At 45.7% G+C, this 18,800-nt stretch carries 20 protein-coding genes; 1 reads left to right on the top strand and 19 read right to left on the bottom strand.

All coding sequences use genetic code 11. The annotated features are described in order from the left end of the window. Nucleotides 1-3: 3 nt before the first annotated feature. The 16 genes from MWM02_RS08015 to MWM02_RS07940 form a co-directional block, all read right to left on the bottom strand. Nucleotides 4-879, bottom strand: a complete 876-nt coding sequence (locus MWM02_RS08015) for an acetaldehyde dehydrogenase (acetylating) (protein ID WP_244403416.1) — start codon at nt 877-879, stop codon at nt 4-6. An 86-nt stretch (nt 880-965) separates the two neighbouring features. After that, nucleotides 966-1,739 carry a 2-keto-4-pentenoate hydratase gene (locus tag MWM02_RS08010; RefSeq protein ID WP_064551699.1) on the bottom strand — a complete coding sequence of 258 codons (774 nt, stop codon included), beginning with the start codon at nt 1,737-1,739 and terminating at the stop codon, nt 966-968. A gap of 138 nt (nt 1,740-1,877) precedes the next feature. Continuing rightward, nucleotides 1,878-2,726, bottom strand: coding sequence for an alpha/beta fold hydrolase (locus tag MWM02_RS08005; RefSeq protein ID WP_244403603.1), 849 nt, complete (start codon nt 2,724-2,726; stop codon nt 1,878-1,880). Between the two features lie 144 nt (nt 2,727-2,870). Then, complete coding sequence (locus MWM02_RS08000) at nt 2,871-3,785, bottom strand: catechol 2,3-dioxygenase (protein WP_064551697.1); 915 nt, start codon at nt 3,783-3,785, stop codon at nt 2,871-2,873. A 64-nt stretch (nt 3,786-3,849) separates the two neighbouring features. Further along, nucleotides 3,850-4,275, bottom strand: a complete 426-nt coding sequence (locus MWM02_RS07995; RefSeq protein ID WP_064551696.1) for a GlcG/HbpS family heme-binding protein — start codon at nt 4,273-4,275, stop codon at nt 3,850-3,852. A 31-nt stretch (nt 4,276-4,306) separates the two neighbouring features. Then, nucleotides 4,307-5,161 (bottom strand): FAD synthetase family protein, encoded by an 855-nt coding sequence (locus MWM02_RS07990; protein ID WP_244403415.1) that lies wholly within the window; start codon nt 5,159-5,161, stop codon nt 4,307-4,309. Nucleotides 5,162-5,177: 16 nt separating this feature from the next. Further along, nucleotides 5,178-5,663, bottom strand: a complete 486-nt coding sequence (locus tag MWM02_RS07985) for a flavin reductase family protein (protein WP_244403414.1) — start codon at nt 5,661-5,663, stop codon at nt 5,178-5,180. Between the two features lie 19 nt (nt 5,664-5,682). Beyond that, nucleotides 5,683-7,188: a 4-hydroxyphenylacetate 3-hydroxylase family protein gene (locus MWM02_RS07980; RefSeq protein ID WP_244403413.1), complete on the bottom strand. Its 1,506-nt coding sequence runs from the start codon at nt 7,186-7,188 to the stop codon at nt 5,683-5,685. A 253-nt stretch (nt 7,189-7,441) separates the two neighbouring features. Continuing rightward, nucleotides 7,442-8,125: an HAD-IA family hydrolase gene (locus MWM02_RS07975; RefSeq protein WP_064551692.1), complete on the bottom strand. Its 684-nt coding sequence runs from the start codon at nt 8,123-8,125 to the stop codon at nt 7,442-7,444. Continuing rightward, nucleotides 8,122-8,979 (bottom strand): GNAT family N-acetyltransferase, encoded by an 858-nt coding sequence (locus MWM02_RS07970; protein ID WP_244403412.1) that lies wholly within the window; start codon nt 8,977-8,979, stop codon nt 8,122-8,124. Before MWM02_RS07970 ends, MWM02_RS07975 begins: the two co-directional genes overlap by 4 nt. Nucleotides 8,980-9,139: 160 nt before the next feature. Further along, nucleotides 9,140-10,333: an NRAMP family divalent metal transporter gene (locus MWM02_RS07965; protein WP_064551690.1), complete on the bottom strand. Its 1,194-nt coding sequence runs from the start codon at nt 10,331-10,333 to the stop codon at nt 9,140-9,142. Nucleotides 10,334-10,346: 13 nt separating this feature from the next. Continuing rightward, on the bottom strand, nt 10,347-11,108 hold the full coding sequence (locus MWM02_RS07960) for a LamB/YcsF family protein (RefSeq protein ID WP_064551689.1): 762 nt from the start codon (nt 11,106-11,108) through the stop codon (nt 10,347-10,349). After that, the gene (locus MWM02_RS07955; protein ID WP_244403411.1) at nt 11,095-12,084 is read right to left on the bottom strand and encodes a 5-oxoprolinase subunit C family protein; all 990 of its coding nucleotides are present in this window, start codon (nt 12,082-12,084) and stop codon (nt 11,095-11,097) included. The genes MWM02_RS07960 and MWM02_RS07955 overlap by 14 nt, the downstream gene beginning before the upstream one ends. Beyond that, a complete protein-coding gene (gene pxpB, locus MWM02_RS07950) occupies nt 12,056-12,757 on the bottom strand; it encodes a 5-oxoprolinase subunit PxpB (RefSeq protein ID WP_244403410.1) in 702 nt (233 codons plus the stop codon). The genes MWM02_RS07955 and pxpB overlap by 29 nt, the downstream gene beginning before the upstream one ends. Nucleotides 12,758-12,759: 2 nt before the next feature. Next, nucleotides 12,760-13,509, bottom strand: a complete 750-nt coding sequence (locus MWM02_RS07945) for an IclR family transcriptional regulator (protein WP_064551686.1) — start codon at nt 13,507-13,509, stop codon at nt 12,760-12,762. Nucleotides 13,510-14,241: 732 nt separating this feature from the next. After that, nucleotides 14,242-15,771, bottom strand: a complete 1,530-nt coding sequence (locus MWM02_RS07940; protein WP_346015945.1) for an NAD(P)H-hydrate dehydratase — start codon at nt 15,769-15,771, stop codon at nt 14,242-14,244. Between the two features lie 255 nt (nt 15,772-16,026). Here MWM02_RS07940 and MWM02_RS07935 point away from each other — a divergent pair, with 255 nt between their 5' ends. Further along, the gene (locus MWM02_RS07935) at nt 16,027-17,208 is read left to right on the top strand and encodes an MFS transporter (protein WP_064551685.1); all 1,182 of its coding nucleotides are present in this window, start codon (nt 16,027-16,029) and stop codon (nt 17,206-17,208) included. A 150-nt stretch (nt 17,209-17,358) separates the two neighbouring features. Here the strand turns inward: MWM02_RS07935 and MWM02_RS07930 are convergent, their stop codons facing one another. The 3 genes from MWM02_RS07930 to MWM02_RS07920 all read right to left on the bottom strand — a co-directional run bounded on the left by MWM02_RS07930 (nt 17,359) and on the right by MWM02_RS07920 (nt 18,797). After that, nucleotides 17,359-17,910, bottom strand: coding sequence for a GrpB family protein (locus tag MWM02_RS07930; protein WP_244403408.1), 552 nt, complete (start codon nt 17,908-17,910; stop codon nt 17,359-17,361). A gap of 31 nt (nt 17,911-17,941) precedes the next feature. Next, the gene (locus MWM02_RS07925) at nt 17,942-18,334 is read right to left on the bottom strand and encodes a hypothetical protein (RefSeq protein WP_244403407.1); all 393 of its coding nucleotides are present in this window, start codon (nt 18,332-18,334) and stop codon (nt 17,942-17,944) included. Nucleotides 18,335-18,404: 70 nt separating this feature from the next. Continuing rightward, nucleotides 18,405-18,797 carry a thiol-disulfide oxidoreductase DCC family protein gene (locus tag MWM02_RS07920; RefSeq protein ID WP_064551683.1) on the bottom strand — a complete coding sequence of 131 codons (393 nt, stop codon included), beginning with the start codon at nt 18,795-18,797 and terminating at the stop codon, nt 18,405-18,407. Nucleotides 18,798-18,800 lie beyond the last annotated feature (3 nt).

The following is an 18,800-nucleotide window of genomic DNA, read 5'->3' as shown; positions in this document are numbered from 1 at the left end:
TGACTATGAAACTACCGAATTTTTCATTTTTGCCAATTCTTCTCCTACTTTTACTGCAGACGCGGTCATAATATCGAGATTTCCAGAATACGGCGGAAAATAATCACCTGCTCTTTCTACTTCAAGAAAAACCGATATTCTTTTTCCATCAAACATCGGTTCGCTCCGCAAACGGTAACCAGGCACATACGTTTGCACTTCCTTAATCATCGATTCGATGGAACGGACGATTTCTTCCTCTTTTCCCGTTTCTTCCACAAGCGCATGAATCGTGTTTCTCATAATAATCGGCGGTTCAGCAGGATTTAAGATGATGATCGCCTTTCCTTTCTTGGCACCTCCTACTTTCTCGATGGCTTTTGCTGTCGTCCGGGTGAATTCATCGATGTTTGCTCTTGTACCTGGGCCAGCGCTTTTGCTCGCAACCGTTGCTACGATTTCTGCATATTCCACTGGTACAACCCGATGAATAGCATGAACAATTGGGATCGTTGCCTGACCGCCGCAAGTGACCATATTGACATCAGAAGCATCTAGTTCCTCTTTTAAGTTGACCGGCGGCACGACAAAAGGACCAACGGCGGCAGGGGTTAAATCAACAATTTTTTTATTTAATTTTGTTAATACTTCATGATGTTTATAATGTGCTTTCGCTGTCGTCGCATCAAAAAGAATATCCGCCAAGTCAGGATTTTTTAAAAACCCCTCTATCCCGTTATCAATTACTGTAATGCCCCGATCTTTTGCCCTTTTTAATCCGTCTGAATGCGGATCAATTCCAATCATGACACCCATTTCTAAATATTTGCTTCTTTCTATTTTGTACATTAAGTCCGTGCCGATATTGCCGGATCCAATAATCCCTGCTTTTAATTTCATATCCATTCTCCTTCCCTGTAACGTTTGAAATACATGCTTCTATTTCCCAGCTTGCAAGCGGCATTCCCGCTATGTGCAGCGAACTTTTATGGGAACGAAACAGATACTTCTCCTATATGAGCAAATTTTACGGCAAATGTATCCCCGCGAGAGACAGGAACAGCGGCGGTCAATGCTCCTGATAAAATGATTTCCCCTTTATGTAAAGAAATGCGATAACGGCTAAGAGCATTGGCAAGCCAGCTGACGGCATAGATCGGATTTCCCATGACAGCGGCTCCGGCCGCGGTATCGATCAATTGACCATTTCGATAAGCAGCCATACCGATATGCGAAAGATCAATGTTTTCGATCGGCGTCGGTTTTCCCCCAATAACGGCTCTGGCAGAAGAACCGTTATCGGCAACCGTATCTTCAAAACGAATCTTCCAATTTCTAATTCTACTGTCGATAATTTCAATGGCTGGGGCCACATATTCCGTCGCATGGATCACATCCATCATTGTGGCATTGGGACCCTTTAAATCTTTCTTTAAAATGAAGGCAATCTCAAATTCTACTTTTGGCTGGATGAACTCATCAAGAGAAACATTTTCTCCATCCAACACAATCATATCGTCAAGAAGATGACCATAATCCGGTTCCGATACTTGAAGCAAATGTTGCATCGCCTTGCTCGTCAAACCGATTTTTTTGCCAACGACGGTTCGTCCGTTTCCCACCTTATGTTCCACTTGCTTCAATTGGATTTGATAAGCCTCATCTGCTGTCAAATGCGGAAAAAGGTTGGTAAGCGGGGCAATGGGGCTTTTTTTCTTTTCCGCTTCCAATAATAAAGCGGCGATTTCTGTAATGTTCATTATTTCCCTCCTCAAGAAACGGAACTATCGCCTTGTTCTAGGATCATTCACAATGCAATCTAGCATTGTAAGCATAATCAGTGCAGACAAAGAGCGAACCGTAACTCCTACTTTATCAGCGCAAATGAAAAAATATTCTTAAATTTCATGGTGAAAAAAGTTCAAAAGCAAAGAATGAAAGCTATCTTTGTACTCCACTTGCGTCCAATGGCTGCACTGTCCGTAAATCATCGTTTTCACCCGCGGAAGATGTTGGGCAAGATAATAACTTGTGTCGACAGGAACGATCGGATCATTCAGCCCGTGAACGAGCAAAACTTGTTGTTGTATGCGGCGCAACGTAGCGCTTGGCAGAACGAGATCATCCACAATCTGCTGGCGAGGTTGGGGGAACATCGCTTCATAGGAACGCCGCGCCGCAGGATTCATTGCAGCCTCAAAGCGCATTTTGCTAATGTTGTCAAGCTGGTCTTCGATCAGACTTTCATCATAAGCAAACCAGCGAATCATTTGCGCCATTCCCTCTGCAGATGGATCCTCATAAAATCCCCAAACGCGGTCAAGCTCTCGAGTCAAGCGAAACGGAGCACCCACCGGGCCCATTAACACAACTTGATCAATTCGTTCGGGCACCTCGGCCAATAAGTGTAGAGCAATAGCCCCTCCTAAAGAATTTCCTACCAAATGAACGCATTTCACTTCCAGTGCATCTAGAAGGAATTTAAGCTGGTTCACCCATAGCCTCATCCAAGGCCGGATGCCTTTCGGAAGCGGAGACGGATGTTCCGACATTCCAAAACCGATTAAGTCTGGCGCTATACAATCAAACCCTTTTTCGTTGAAAAATGGAAGCGCATATTGCCAATTAGACCAAGCGGTGGCTCCTGGACCAGACCCATGGATAAAAAGAATCGCTTTACTATTCCCGATACCGGCGCGGTAAAAATATGTCTCATAGTCTCCGGTTTTGACACGGGTACTCGTCACTTCTTGCAAACTAGGCTACCTCCCATCGAACGCGGATAGCGAATTTTTTCAAAGTTACACCTAATAGCAACGGTCATTCCCATTTTTCCTTAAGCATTGTTAGTTCAAAAAGGGGCCAGTAGACAGAAGCCCCTTGATTCTTTTTTACGTTAATGCTTTAGAGAATGATTCAACTAGTTCTCTTCGATGATAGAAGATGCCTGTTCCAATTTTATCTTCCGTCCATGTAATGGTCGGGAAGTCAGCATAACTCATATAGCCGCTCGCGAATGCCTCGTTTCTATTTCCGGATGGGTCAAAGAAGTAAATGGTTTGGCCGCGTGTGATTCCATGCCGGGTCGGTGTAATTTCGACTTGAACATCGTTTTTTGTTAAAATATCCGCTGCTTTCAATACTTCGTACCAATTGTCTACATAAAATCCTGCATGGTGGAATTTCCCATCTGGTCCTTTCACGAAAGCGACGTCATGGGCTTTATTAGTCACTGACAAAAAGCTGCCGACTAAATCTTCCCCATCTACCGTAATGATCCTCTCTGTTTGTCTAAAACCGAGCACTTCCGTAAAGAAGCGGGTGGCTGTTTTCAAATCATCGCCTGTTAAAAGAGCGTGATCCAATCGATGTGGAGCAATTCCTTTTAGTCCATCCGGCCACGGATGCGGGTTGATATGCCCCGTCTTTGTCCCTACTTGTTCGATGTCAGTATATAGCTCCATATAATGACCTGTAGGAAGCTGGAAACGAACTGCTTCTCCTTCTGCTAATCTAGCGCCTTTGGAAATCCGGGAAAGTGTGCATCCAAATTGTTCAATTTTATATTCTAATTTTTCCAACTCGTAAATATCTTTTACCTTAAATGCCATATGATCCATTCCTGCCGTATCGGCTTTTTGCAAAATGATGCTGTGATGGTCGTATTCGTCCCACGCTTTTAAATACACTCGGTCTTCTTCGCGCCCTGTCACTTCAAGTCCAATGACATCCGTATAATATTTTACAGATTCTTCTAAATCCAATACCCGAAGTTCCAATCGTCCCAGTCTTAAAATTCCGCTCATTTGAATCCTCCCTTTTATTGAAAGATTTTATTTATGAAAGAAATCGATGCAAAAACGCTTTCTATCAAACCGCTTCCAATAAGGATAGCGCCGCTTCGCAACACATCCGGTCTTCTTCTTCTGAGCCGCCGCTGACTCCAATCCCTCCAGCTAAATCTTTTCCGTCATAAATCGGATAACCGCCTCCGAAAATGACAAGCTTTTCTGTATGGACAATCCCAAGGCGCAAACTCGGCTCATCCTTGATCATGTCATACCATTGATGGGTCGGAATCCCGAAAGCCGCCGCCGTATACGCTTTATTTTGCGCTATTTGTATGCTTAAAAGGGGAGCACCATCCATCCGGCAAAACGCTTTCAAGTTTCCTCCTTGATCCACAATGGCAATGTTCACTTTAATTCCAAGCTCCATTGCTTTTTTTGCTGCTTTGTCAATCATTTTTTGCGCCAAGTCACTGCTGATGCTTTTTTGCTTTAGAAACACCAACATTCTACCTCCTTTCATATCAACATCACGATCCTTACACAAATACCAGATTTTTTCTTTGTTTTTTGGCTGCTTCTGAAGCTAAATGGATGTTACTGGAAATCCATTTTATCTTAATCCGAAAAATCTCCCATACAGAAGAAAGCGACGGTCCGAGCCAATAAATATTTTTCTGTTCTGTTACAAGCACACGTCCTTTGAACCATCTTTTCCCTTTATAAATCTCCACATCATAACATCCTTCTGGCGGAATCATATAGTACCGATCTAAAATCAACTCGTTCTTTCCTTCCGCACATATCATCTTTCCTTTTGTTTCGTAAAACTCCCCTAAATAATCAGGGAGTTCTTCCATTAACCCCAATTGAATCTTGGTTCTAATGAGCGTGGAACTAATTTTTTCATCGTTTCGTTCTACATTTTCTACTTTAGTGACAGTGATAGAGTATCCGCTGTCTTCCTCCATTGTGTCCAAGCTCCCTTTTCCTTTTCGACCGTATGAAAAGTCATATCCAGCTACTGCATGTTTGACTTGCAAAGGAACTAAATATTTCCAGACAAATTCTTTCGGTTCAAGCCTTGCAAACTTAGGTGTAAATCGTATTAAATAGAAGTAGTCAACTCCTAAATGGGAAAATTTTTTCGCTTTTTCGGCAGGCGGGAGCAAATAATCGATGCGTTCTCCCGTTTTGCCGATAATTTCTTTTGGGTGCGGAAAAAAGCTAATTACCGCTGTCTTTAACCCTCTTTCGTCCGCTATTTTTTTCGCAGTTTGAATAACTTTTTGATGCCCAAGATGAACGCCATCAAAAAATCCCAGTGCAGCTACGGCGGGACAAGAGGCAACAAAATGCGGATCATTTTTATGATCAATAATGATCGTTTTCATGGAATGCCTCCTCTTTTTAGCTCGACATCTCCACTTTTTCACTTTGGGCAAGCTGATGATATTTTCCGCTGAAAAACAGAAGCGGGTCTTGCTCTGTAATGTTTATATCCGTCACTTTCCCAATGAAAAGGGTATGATCGCCTGCTTGAATTTCGTTGACAACTTGGCAGGAAATTTGCGCAAGAGCATCTTTAATGACCGGCAGTCCACCTAGCCGCTCAAATTGCACATCTGCTTGTTCTTCCAGCTGTCCAGCAAAATTCATCGAAAGCACTTTTTGATCGTGTGACAAAATGTTAACGGCATATTTTTTCGATTGCTGAATTTTTTCCAGCATTTTCGCTTTTTCACCAATCGAAACCAACACAAGCTTTGGATTTAAGGAAACGGACATAAAGGCATTTGCCGTCATTCCGTGGACATCTCCATCAACCTCCGTCGTAATTACCGTCACTCCTGTAGCAAATTTCCCCATTGCTTTGCGAAATAAGCGATCGTCCATGTTTACCACCTCCTTGCTGTTATTTCTGAACGAGCTCTTTGTGCGGGGACACCCAAGTGTCATTGACCCAGCCGCGAAGGTCATAATCGTTCAAGGCGGAATCGACAAATGTCTTGAATCGTTCAGAATCTCCGGTTACATCAGCAATTTTTAGCGTCTCCAGACGGATGTTCTCATGGTTGCCCGCATAATTGATTTCATAGAGTTCATGACGTCCGCCAAACTCCGTTCCGATTGCGTCCCAAATCATTTTCATCAATTTCACCCGTTCTTCCGCGCCAATGCCGGACCCGCGATAATAACGATCCAAATACGGACGCAACTCCGGATTTAAGAAGTCGTTGGCACTTGAAGGCAATTGAATAAGTCCGCCGGCTACAACTTGTTCAAAAATTTGTTTGATTCGCGGCCATACCATCGGAGCAAGCACACGGTAAGCAGCACCATACTGAAGATTCGGAAGTGCAACACCATTTCTCATTTCACAATTGGCCGCCATTGCCGTAGAGAGTCCCCAGAACATATTGCGGAAGGCAATAACCTCACCAATGTTTGCCTGAACACCTCGGAATTGTTTCGTACCGGCTGCCTCCGTCGCTTTCATTAATAAGCCAACCATAAAGTCAAGCTTGACGGCAAAACGCGTGCACCCCTGGAATGTAAAGCGGTTAACAAATCCCGTCTCAACAAAAAATCCGTTTACTACTTTGACATTTTTATAGGCAAAAACATTTTCCCAAGGAATAAATACATTATCTAATACAATTACTGCATCGTTTTCATCGAAACGGCTGGAAAGCGGGTAATCAAATGGAGAACCTAACGTTTTTGCGATTTGTTCATACGATTGGCGGCTGATCATTTTTACACCGGGTGCATTCATCGGCACAAAGAAGATGAGCGCATGGCTTTGATCACCATCTCCTAAATCTTGAGCTCCATAGTTGGAGACGAAGTTGTAATGAGTTAAGGCAGCCGCCGTTCCCACCATTTTGGCACCGCTTACAATAATGCCGTCATCCCGTTCTTTTACAGCGCGAACATACACATCTTTATTTTCATGAAGTGGCTTTGAACGGTCGACTTGTGGGTTAATAATCGTATGGTTAATAAACGGAATTTCTTTTGTCGTTTTTTTGTACCAGTTTCGCGCATTGTCCTCAAAACCTTCGTAATAATTAGCAAACGCTTTCAAATGCGCTGTAAAAGAAGCCTTATAATCAGGGGTACGCCCCATAAAGCCATAGCTCAGCTTGGCCCATTGTGCAATCGCATCTCTTGCTTCTAAAAGATCTTGAGCATTCTTAGGTTCTTTGAAAAATTTGTGAGTTGGATAACCTTCTTCAGTAGTTGTCGTTAAAATTTTTCCCATCTGTTCATCATGAAGTGCATCATACATTCTAGCAATGGAACGAGCAGCGTTTTCGTAGGCAGGGTGTGTAGTTACATCATCAATCTTTTCTCCATTTAAATAAACAACCCTGTTATCTCTTAGACTTTCTAAATATTCCTTGCCATTCATCATATCTTCTATCACCTTCCTAAACGAAAATATAATTAACTACTATTTTCACTACGGTTATATAATATAATCGGTTTGAATTTTCAGACAATGACAACATTTGTTTAAAAATTCTTTAAAACTAAACAAATTTTGTTGAAAATGAAATGATGAAAAAAGACTGCCTCTTTATCAAACGCCAGCGCTGCGTAAACACGGCAAAAAGCTGGCGATTTGAGTACGAGACAGTCTTTTCCCACATCGTAAACGTATGATTCTAGACCTCGCTTACTCTTTTTTCCACTTCTCTCAATACCGAACCAATCTCTGAAAACTGATGGATGATCACATCCGCTCCGCGCAGCTCTTCATCGTTGGCAAATCCAAACAGGCAGCCAATCGACCAAAGCCCATTCTCCTTCGCTGCTTGAATATCGGAACACCGATCCCCGACCATCACTGCGCTTTCGATCTGGTAATCATTTAACAATTGTTTGACTAACGCCGATTTCGACGACAAGGAAAACCGGTCAAGGCTGTAAAAATCGATAAAATAGCGCTCAAGCTGGAAGGCGGCCCGAATCGCGGCGAGATAGCGGGAACGCCCGTTGCTTGCGACAAAAAGCGGAATTCCTTGATCGGCAAGGGACGAAAGCGTCGTAAGCACGTCTGGGTATAACCGTCCATTCCCTTGCTCGATTTCAGCAATGATATCATCCAAAAACCACGCGGCTGCCCGGGCGCGCACCACCTCATCCGCTGCCGGCATCAATTGGCGCCATACTTCTGGAATCGGAACGCCAAGAATCCGCAAATATTCTTCGACTGGCGTATCCCCTTGCCACTCGCCCTCGCGGCGCAGCCGCTCAAACGTCTTATGCAGGGCAGGAACAAGAACGGTTTCCGTTTGAAACAACGTGCCATCCATGTCGAAAATAATGGCAAATGGCATTTTGCTCATGTAACTTCCTCCTTTACAAACTGCAGCAACATCGAATCCATCACTGGTTCATAGCCGATTTCCGTATAAATCTTATTTGAAGTCGGATTATCTAAATCGGTATAAAGCGAAACGGTTTTATATCCCGAATCTAATAGCTGCTGTGTCAATGCCGCCACACAATCGGAAGCGTATCCGTGTTTTCGTTTTTCCTGCGGCGTATACACCCAGCCGATCGTCACATTTGTTTTTGTCGGGCGGGCCCAGCGTGCCATCGAAACCGGCTCCCCACCGATTGTCCATACATATATTTGCTGATTGGCGATCGCTTCTTGCACCGCCTGCGTAGCTTTCTCTGCGGATTCCGGGAGTCTAACGTCCTCACAAAACCGGACAAACCATTGGCACAGCATTGCCATATCGCTCATTTGCGCCGGACGCAGCACGCCTCGTTGGGAAGCAGGCTTTTTCACTTGTTGCAACACATAAATCCGCTGTTTCATCTGAACATGGACACGGCGGTGCTGAAGCCCGGCGATCCTTTCTGCGAGCGCCGTCGCCAGCCATTTTTCGCCGATCATCCCCGGTATATTCGGATAGCTTTCGTATAGCTTTTTCGCAATTTCCTCTATGTCTTCGGCCGCAAATGGCAACGATTTTGATAAAATAAGCTGGCTCGGATGGGTTTGCAACAGGACAAGCGCCAGCTCGCCATCTTTGTTCACTGTTCCCATGTACAACGGCTTTTGTCCCGGCTTCATATTCATGATTACACCTAGCGGCAAATTGTTTTCCCCTTCATGCTGTTCGAGAAACGGCAGCACATCCTGCTTGAACTGAGAGAAATTGCTATATCGCCGCAATTCAATCATCATTTTCCCCTTTCTCCATATTTTGTTTGAATTTTCAAAACTATTGTTATAGTATTATAGCATAGAAACAAAAAGATGTATGACAAACGCGTATTTTTAAACATAGCGAATTGGTAATGAATAAAGCGCCGTTCACGAATAAACACAAACGGCGCGCTTTTATTCATTCAAATAATTGCGGAAGCTGATGAATGATCGTATATATTCCCATATACGCCATCAAAATGACGACAATTCCCCCAAATATCGTTAGCCATAGCGGATGTTTGTAATCGCCGACAATCGTCCGCTTATATGCAGCGATAAGCATAACACCTAACGAAATCGGCAGCACAAGGCCATTTAATGCACCAACTAAAATCAGCGTTTTTACCGGACGGCCAATAAAGACGAAGATAAAAGTAGACACAATAATAAACAACACAATTAAAAGACGGTGATATTTTTCGATTAATGGGTGAAATGTTCGGATAAATGTCATGGATGTATACGCGGAACCAACGACCGATGTGATCGCGGCCGCCCACATGACAATTCCAAAAAGCTTATAGCCAATTTCACCTGCGGCAAGGCGAAATACCGACGCTGGAGGGTTCGCTTCATCTAACGTTAGCCCTTGAGCGACAACGCCTAATGCGGCAAGAAACAGCAAAATTCGCATCAACGATGCTACGCCAATAGCCGAAATCGAGCTTTTCGTCACTTCTGGCAAGCTATTTTTCCCTTTTATTCCCGCGTCTAACAGCCGATGCCCGCCGGAGAACGTAATGTAGCCGCCAACGGTTCCGCCAACAAGCGTCACAATCGCCAAAAAGTCCACTTTCTCTGGCGCTATCGTTCGTACCACTGCCTCCCCAAGCGGCGGATGGGCTGTCCAAACGACGTAGAGCGTTAGCCCAATCATGACAATTCCCAAAATTTGCGTAAAACGATCCATCATTTTCCCCGCTTCCTTGACAAGGAAAATGATGATGGCAATCATCGCGCTGACAATCGCTCCCATTTCCGGCGACATTCCGAAAAGCACGTTGATTCCCAGCCCGGCGCCGCCGATATTGCCGATATTAAACGCCAATCCCCCAAGCACAATCAATCCCGCTATCACATAACCTAATCCCGGCAATACTTCGTTCGCGATATCTTGCGCCCGTTTTTCGGAAACCGCAATAATGCGCCATATATTCGCTTGTGCGCCGATATCAAGAATAATGGAAATCAAAATGACAAAACCAAAACTAGCGGCAAGCTGCTGGGTAAACACCGTTGTTTGCGTCAAAAATCCCGGCCCAATCGCCGATGTCGCCATTAAAAATACAGCACCAAGCAGTACGCGCAATTTGTTGTCTTTTCTCTCCATAGTTTTCCTCCATTCATCTAGTCATAGAGCAAACTTTTACACCTTCTTTTTGCAACGCTTCATATAAGCGTTTGGCAAACAGCACCGCTTTCTTGCCGTCTCCGTGAATGCAAATCGTCTCCGCTTCAATCGGAACGTCGTTGCCTTGCAGCGAACGGACGCGTTTTTCTTTCACCATTGTGAGCACTTGCTGAACCGCTTCCTGCTCGTCGACAATCAACGCGCGCGGGTCGCTACGCGGCGTAAGCGAACCGTCCTTTTGATACGTTCGGTCGGCGAACACCTCGTTTGCCGTGCGCAAGCCGATTTTCTTTCCGGCGCGAATCAGCTCGCTTCCGGCGAGTCCGTACAGGATTAAGGTTGGATCGACATCGTACACCGCTTTGGCGATCGCCTCCGCCAACACCGCGTCTTTTGCCGCCATATTGTAAAGCGCGCCGTGCGGCTTGACATGCGCCAACATTCCTCCTTCCGCTTTCACAAACGCCGATAGCGCTCCAATTTGATAGACGACATACGCATACGCTTCGTCTGGAGTTACCGCCATGTTGCGGCGGCCAAATCCGAGCAAGTCCGGAAACCCCGGATGAGCGCCGATCGCCACTTTCCGTTCCAACGCCATTTGCACCGTTTTCCGCATGACAAGCGGATCCCCGGCATGAAAGCCGCAAGCGACATTGACCGACGTAACATACTGCAAAATCTCTTTTTCTTCGCCAAGGCGGTAAATGCCGAAACTTTCGCCGAAATCGCAATTTAAATCAACGCGCATCATCCATCTCCCTCCATTTTTGCTGAATGATCGTCTTCCATTTTTTGATTTGCCGCTCCCGTTCCATGTATAGCCGTTGTGCTTCTTGCCATGATACTTTTTGAAATTGAATGTAATCGCCCGGACGCGCTTGCGCTAAAATGGGAAGATCGACGCTAATGACTTGGGCGATGCGCGGATATCCGCCTGTCGTTTGGCAATCCGCCATCAGCACGATCGGCTGGCCGGAGGCGGGCACTTGAATCGTCCCAAATGTAACTGCTTCCGAAATCATTTCTTGATCTGTCGTGCGCTCGAGCGCTTGTCCTTGCAGGCGATAACCCATGCGGTCCGACTGTGTCGTCACTTCATACACAGAAGCGAAAAACCGTTCTTGGCTTTGGTCTGTAAACATGTCATATTCCGGACCTTCCGCGACACGAACAATCTTTCGCTTCCCGTTTATGTAGTTTCTTTCTGAAAATCCAATTCCCCACCGAATCGGGCTTTCCCGAATCGTGATCGCATTTGCCCGCAATGACAACACGTCACCCGGCCGCAGCGCTCTGCCGTGAAAACCGCCAATGCGCGCTTGTACATATGTAGAACGGCTGTTCATGACAAGCGGAACGTTTAGGCCGCCCGCAAAAGCGACATATGCGCGATAACCGCTTTGGCACGCTCCGATCGATAATACATCGCCTTTTCGGACGAAAAGCGGCTTCCACATCGATACCGGTTCGCTGTTTAATGTGCAGCGAAACGAGCCGCCGCAAATCGCAATGAGCGCATCCGTTTCAAAGCGGAGCGTCGGACCGTTCATCGTAATTTCCAATGTTGCTTCATCGGCGTCGTTTCCGACAAGCAAATTCGCAATCCGGCTCGCAAACGAATCCATTGCCCCTCCAACGGATACGCCGGCTTTTTGATATCCGAATCGTCCTTTTCCTTGCACAGTTGTGAAAAATCCACTATGTGTTACTTGAATTGTGCTCATCATCCCACATCCTGTACTCTTCTTCCGTAATCGGATGAAATTGTACGATATCCCCAGCGCGCAGCAAACTAGGTTCCGGATCATGCGGACGAAACAAAGCGAGCGGCGTTCTCCCAATAATTTGCCACCCGCCTGGAGTCGCTAGCGGATAGATCCCCGTCTGACTGCCGGCAATGCCGACCGAACCTGCCGGCACATGAGTCCTCGGTGTAGAGCGGCGCGGAGTCGCGATTTCGGGAGACAATCCTCCTAAATAAGCAAAACCAGGGGCGAAGCCAATCATATACACTCGATAACTTCCCCGGGAATGTATGGAAATCACTTCTTCTTCGCTTATCCCATGAAAACGGGCGACTTCTTGCAAATCTGGGCCAAACTCTCCACCGTAACAAACGGGAATGACAACCGTCCTCGCGGGCGCCTTTTTTATGCGTTCCACCCGCTTGAGCTCCGTTCTCAGCCACTTGCACATTTCTTCGTAGCCTCCAATGACGAACGGGTCATAATATACCGTCACGGACGAAAACGTTGGAACAATGTCCAAAATCCCTTCCTTTTTCTGCTGTTCTAAAAAAACAGCGACGCGATGAACACGGTCATTCACTGCTTCATCTACTTCCATAGAAAAGCGAATCGTCACTGCGCATTCACTTAAAGGAAACATCGTGTAGTCCATCTTTATCCCTTCCTTGAAAAACCAAGCTGTTCGGAAATTTGCCAAGCGGCTTGCCGCAGCATTGGAACCATTCGTTCCACCGCCTCCGGTGAAAAGCGATGTTCCGGGCCAGCAACGCTCAACCCCGCCACCACTTTTCCTTCATGGTTGAAAATCGGCACCGCAACCGCAGCGGAATAATCCTCTAATTCCGAATAGCTGACCGTATATTGCCGCTTCCGATCTTGCTCAATTATATCCCGCAACGTGTCCCGCTGGACAATCGTATTTTTTGCAATTTTCACCATTTTAACATTGTCGATGTAGCGCTGTTGTTCGTCGCGCTCCATAAACGTCAGCAATACGCGCGGGCACGCTCCGGCGTACAACGGAGCACGCCGCCCTACTTTCGTGTACACGCGCACCGGTTCTGACGTATCGACCTTTTCAATATAAATCGCTTCATCGCCATCGCGAATGACTAAATTGACTGCTTCTTTCGTATCTTCTTTCAGCCGCTTCATAATCGGGAGCGCGATTTTCCGGAGGTCTAGCCGCTCGGCAACAAGCATGCCAAACGACAAAAATGCTAAGCCAAGTTGATAATAATCGTCAGTTTTCTGTAAAAAGCCGAGCTTGACTAATGATTGCGCCATCCGATAAACCGATGTTCTCGGCATTCGCAATAATTCGACCATCTCCTGCAACGTCAACCGCTCATGATCAATGAACAACTTTAGCATTTCCATCGTTTTGACGACCGTTTTATTCATCACGCTCTTCCTTTATTCCAAATATTGAAACATTGATTCCATAAAATGAATTTTGCTATTCATTATAATAAAAATACATAAAATTTTCTATATTATTTTTATCAAAAAAATTAAAACCGTCTGATATCATTCTTGCTGTTCTGCCTTGATAAAACTGACAGCTCTTCCTTAAATGATTTCTCTTTCCCATCCATTACCGCTTGGCATGGCGCTGCCCGGCAAAAACTGCTGAAATAGGCGCAGCAATCTAACAGCTTTGTTATATAGCAAGTCCCGCTATGAAAGCAAACGATGAAGTTCGCACAGGAGTTCGCGCGTTAAAAGAAATATGTGAATGATTTGCATGGTTCAAAACAGCAAAGAAGCGGTACACTTAGCATAGCGGCGTATCGCTTCTTAGTATCCGAAGCGGGTAGCGAATTATTTTGACGGTTTTTGTGAAGTCAGCTTCATGCTGCATAAAAAGAAATCGGCAAAAAACAGTTTTATTTTTCGGTCTCCCAATTTTACTAGACAAAGAAGAAAGTTTTGACACAATAACTAGGACGCTGTCCAGCGTTATTACATATTATTACATAATTGAAAGATTTGTTTTTGCTGCCAAAAAATAATGACCGAACAACCCATTAGCAGCAAACAACATTGCCGGCATGATTGGCTGTTCGGTCACGATTCTTTGACAAAAATGAAAAAGTTGAAATATATTTATGATCTAAATCTTTATACTTACGGTTATTGTTGTCGTTTCTGAAGGTGAGAAAGCACAGATGAAATTCCGTCGATCAAATCACCAGCGAGCACATCCCATTGCGAATGTCCGTCTTCCACAAGCATATCCGCGGCTTTTCCATGAACCCAGACAGCGTTGCTAACGGCTTCTTGCATAGAGTGATGCTGCATGAGAAACGCGGCAATAATTCCTGTCAGCACATCGCCGCTTCCGCCTTTCGCCATAGCTGGATTTCCCGTCGTATTGACATATTGCGAACCATCTGGCGTGGTGACGATTGTATAAGGTCCTTTCAAAACCACATAAATGCCGTACTCGGTTGCCAACTGTTTGGATAGGCCAAACCGATCGCTTTCGATGTCATCAATCGATAAACCAAGCATGCGTGCCATTTCCCCAGGGTGCGGAGTCACAACGGTGACATCCTTTCGTTCGCGAACGAGTGAAGCATATTCGTTCCAAAAAAACAACGCATCTGCGTCAATCACGATCGGCGCCGGCTGCTGCAATAAAGCGCGAACGAGCTGCCGCGCCCCATCCGTTCGTCCCATCCCTGGACCAAGCGCAATCGCATCGATATCCAGCGTCGATACATCGATTGCACCGGAAAACGAACCGTCACGCGACGGGCACGGATAGTACATCGCTTCCGGAACACGGTTGGCGACGACGGAATAAATGTCATCCGGCACAGCCATCGTCAATAATCCTGCACCGCTCCGCAGCGCGGCTTTTGCCGTTAACGTAATCGCTCCTGTCATTTGTCGGGAACCGCCAACAACAAGCAGTTTTCCGTATGTTCCTTTATGGGACGAGCGTTTTCGTTCCGGCAAAGTCCGTACAACATCCTCTTCCTCCCATATCAAGCGAGCCGCGGCATTCCGCTCCACTACAAGCGGCGGAATGCCAATATCAACAACGGCAAGCTCCCCATAATAATCAGCCGTCGGGAACGTGTACGCCCCAAGTTTCGGGCATTGAATCGTGATCGTCACATCGGCGCGAACCGCTGTTTCCACCTCTCCCCCATCGGCTGGCGTTCCGCTTGGTATATCAATCGCATAAACGGCGGCGTTAGAACGATTTACCATCTCGATGATCTCTTTATACGGGGAGCGCACCCCTCCTTGAATGCCAATGCCAAGCAGCGCGTCAATAATCACATCATAATAGAGAATTTGTGTGGCAAAAATCCGTTCATTTCCGGCATATTCTTTAATGTCATATCCCGACCGTTCGTAAACGTTCAATGCTGCCTTTGCCGCTCCTTTTATCTTTTCTTTTGGCGGAATAATCCATAAATCCACGTCATACCCGTAGCTTTTCAACATTCTCGCGACGACAAATCCGTCGCCGCCGTTGTTCCCTGTCCCCGAAAGCACCGCTACACGCGCCGAACGCGAAATTCGCTCTTTCAGTACGTGGAACAGCGCCTGCCCCGCGTTTTCCATTAATGAATCATCGCTAATGCCAATGTTTTCGATCGTGTCGCGATCGATGGCGTACATTTCCGCTGCCGTAACCACTCTCACGCTCATCTTTCCTCCATCCTTTCGGCTAATGCTATCCTTACTTTGCATCATGACAGCAAACCCCTAAGATCCATTTTACCTTACTATTTCATCACACGAAAAATTCTTCTAACTGAATCTAACCTCAACGCTTTTAACAATGCTCATCTTTTTCATTTATCATCGTAACAAAAAATAGACGTTATAGACGTTCGTTTGCCAAAAGAGTATAGTAAAAAATGTATAAGAATTATTGAAGCAAAAGAGGAGAGGAAATTGACGTACATACAAACAGGCACGCGCGAGTATAAGAAAGCCAGTTTAGCGTTATTTTTCGGCGGATTTGTCACCTTTGCGATTTTATATACGACACAGCCGCTGTTGCCGATTTTCGCAAAAGAATTTCATGTTTCCGCCGCATCCGCCAGTTTAACAGTATCCGTATCCACCGGAATTTTATCCTTTATGATGCTGCTTGCAGCCGCTTTATCGGATCGCATCGGCAAAAAGAAAATCATGGTATTATCCATGATTTTTACTTCCGGATTAGGAATGATTATGGCCTTCAGTCCTAACTTTATTTCGCTTGTGCTTTTGCGCGCCTGCCTTGGCGTGTTTGCTGCAGGCGTTCCGTCCATTGCGATGGCTTATGTGGCAGAGGAGTTTCATCCGAGCGGAATCGGCAAAATTATGGGCCTGTATATTAGCGGAACAAGCATCGGAGGAATGGCAGGCCGGATTTTGACAAGCCTCCTTACCGACTTTTTTTCTTGGAGAGCCGCCATGTTTACAATAGGTGCCATTTCATTTGTTTTAAGTATTATTTTCTCGCTCACGCTCCCGGCACCGCGGCATTTCTTTAAAAAAACATTAAACGGAAAAACAGTGTTTACAGCTTATTATGTCCATTTTCGAAACAAACCGCTAATGTCACTGATCTTTCTAGGATTTCTATTCATGGGAGGATTTGTTACTTTATACAATTATATCGGATTTTTGTTGACCGAATCTCCCTACTCGTTCAGCCAATCGATTATCGGCTTTATTTTCATCGTCTATTTATTTGGCAGTTTCAGTTCTGTCTATATGGGAAGAAAAGCGGATCAATACGGCCACTCTCCTGTTTTAAAAATTTCGATTGCTTTAACGGTATTTGGCGCCATTTTAACATTAGCTCCACTGATTTTTGTGAAAATTATTGGCATTTCCATATTTACTTATGGATTTTTCGGCAGCCATTCTATCGCAAGCGCTTGGATCGGCGAACAAGCGAAAATCAATAAAGCCCAAGCGTCTGCTCTTTACCTCTTATTCTATTATTTAGGCTCCAGCCTTGCTGGCACAGCCGGCGGCTATTTTTGGACGCACTTCCATTGGCTTGGCGTCATCGCATTTATCGTCACTTTGTTGCTTTTCAGCTGTCCGCTGATTGCCTATGCTCAGAAGCGGCTCGAGTAGTTCCCGCGGTTACCACCGTAGAGAAGAGAAGGCGTTTATTTCCTTCTCTCTTTTCTTGCTCTGTAGAAGTGATGAACGCGATGAAAATAGATTTTCCGGTTAGCGGCTGTTTCGGCAAGCCGTTGCGTCGCTTCAGCAGCTGACAGGGATTCACTCTACGCCAATCCATCCCTGTTGTTTCTGTTTGTACCAGTCTAGCGCTTTCTTCTCCTTTGCTTTGACAAATGCGTCTTTTCCTTTAATATACGATTCCATATCGGCAGGAAACTGTTTGGCGAGCTCTTCTTTCAAGCAGCTGTATGCCTTGGCCTCCTCGGGATGGGCGATCATATATTCTTTAAATGCGATATGTCGCACAATATGCCCGCTTCCTGTCGGAAATACATGGACATGGTGGGTGCGCTCATCCCCGCCTTTTTGGAAAAAGCGGCGCTGCGGAATGCCGTTTTCCCCCATCGCTTGATAGCCAAGCGCTGCCATTGCCTTATTATATCGGTCGACGTGATCAATATGATGGACTTCTATCAAAATATCAATGATAGGCTTGGCGCTCATTCCCGGGATGGCCGTGCTGCCAATATGGTAGATGCGCAAACATTGCGCGCCAAATACCTGTTTCAGTTTTTCCGCTTCCTCGGCAAACATCGTCACCCACTGTTCACAAAACGGGACGACTTCTACTTTCCGCGCGATGATGATCACTCCCTTTTCATCTCTATACTTTGTAAAACGATTATTTTTGACTTTCAATAACCTGCAGCCCAAATTGCAAACAGTCTTCGCAAATCGACGCAAACGGCCCTCTGGCAAGACGATGTTTCTCACGCAAGCAAAAAGAGCAGCGTTCGTTCGTATTTTCTTTAGCCGTTGAGGACATACCGTTTCTTTCTGCCACGCTCAGCAATTTCATGTTCTCGTACACATGATGGATCAATGTCTCATCAATATATTCAAACTCCCCTTTGAGTTTCATGGCTGAGAGCTTGCTAGCGACTGCCATTCCTTCATAAAATCGCTGTCTCTCTTTGTCTTCGCCATTTTCCGCTGCCGCCATCATGTCTTCGGAAAACTGCTCCAACGCTTCCGCCGTCAAGCTGCCCAGCCATGTTTTTTGTCCATCGTTCATGACATCATCTCCTCCTATTTCAGTTACTTATTCCCAATACGACAAGAAGCGAACATATTCCTTCTTATTGTCAATCATCAAGAAACCGCGCGCGGATGTCGGGGGTGGGCATCAGGCAATGGCTGCGCTTTCCGAACCATTCATACCGATGCTTGGCGACAAAATCATATACATTATCGCGCAGCGGCTTCGGAACAAGCCGAAATATATAAAACAGCTTCCATGCGCCAGCAAGCCGCCGGCAAATGCGGAGAACAGCGCTCGATTTTGTATAATAGCGGCCGTCTTCGAGCAACACGAGACTGTCCACCTCGGGAACGCCAAACTTTTCTCGCAGCGCCTCTCCTGTTTCACTTTGCAAAGAAGCAAAGCGAAATACGGCATGCGGGTCACGCGCGATAATAAATTGCACGCTCGCGCTGCAAAGCGAACAAACACCGTCAAACAAGATAATTGGATGCATCAT

The sequence above is a fragment of the Parageobacillus sp. KH3-4 genome, from assembly GCF_022846435.1.
GTDB lineage: Bacteria > Bacillota > Bacilli > Bacillales > Anoxybacillaceae > Parageobacillus > Parageobacillus thermoglucosidasius_A.
This window is presented reverse-complemented; position numbering and strand designations above follow the sequence as displayed.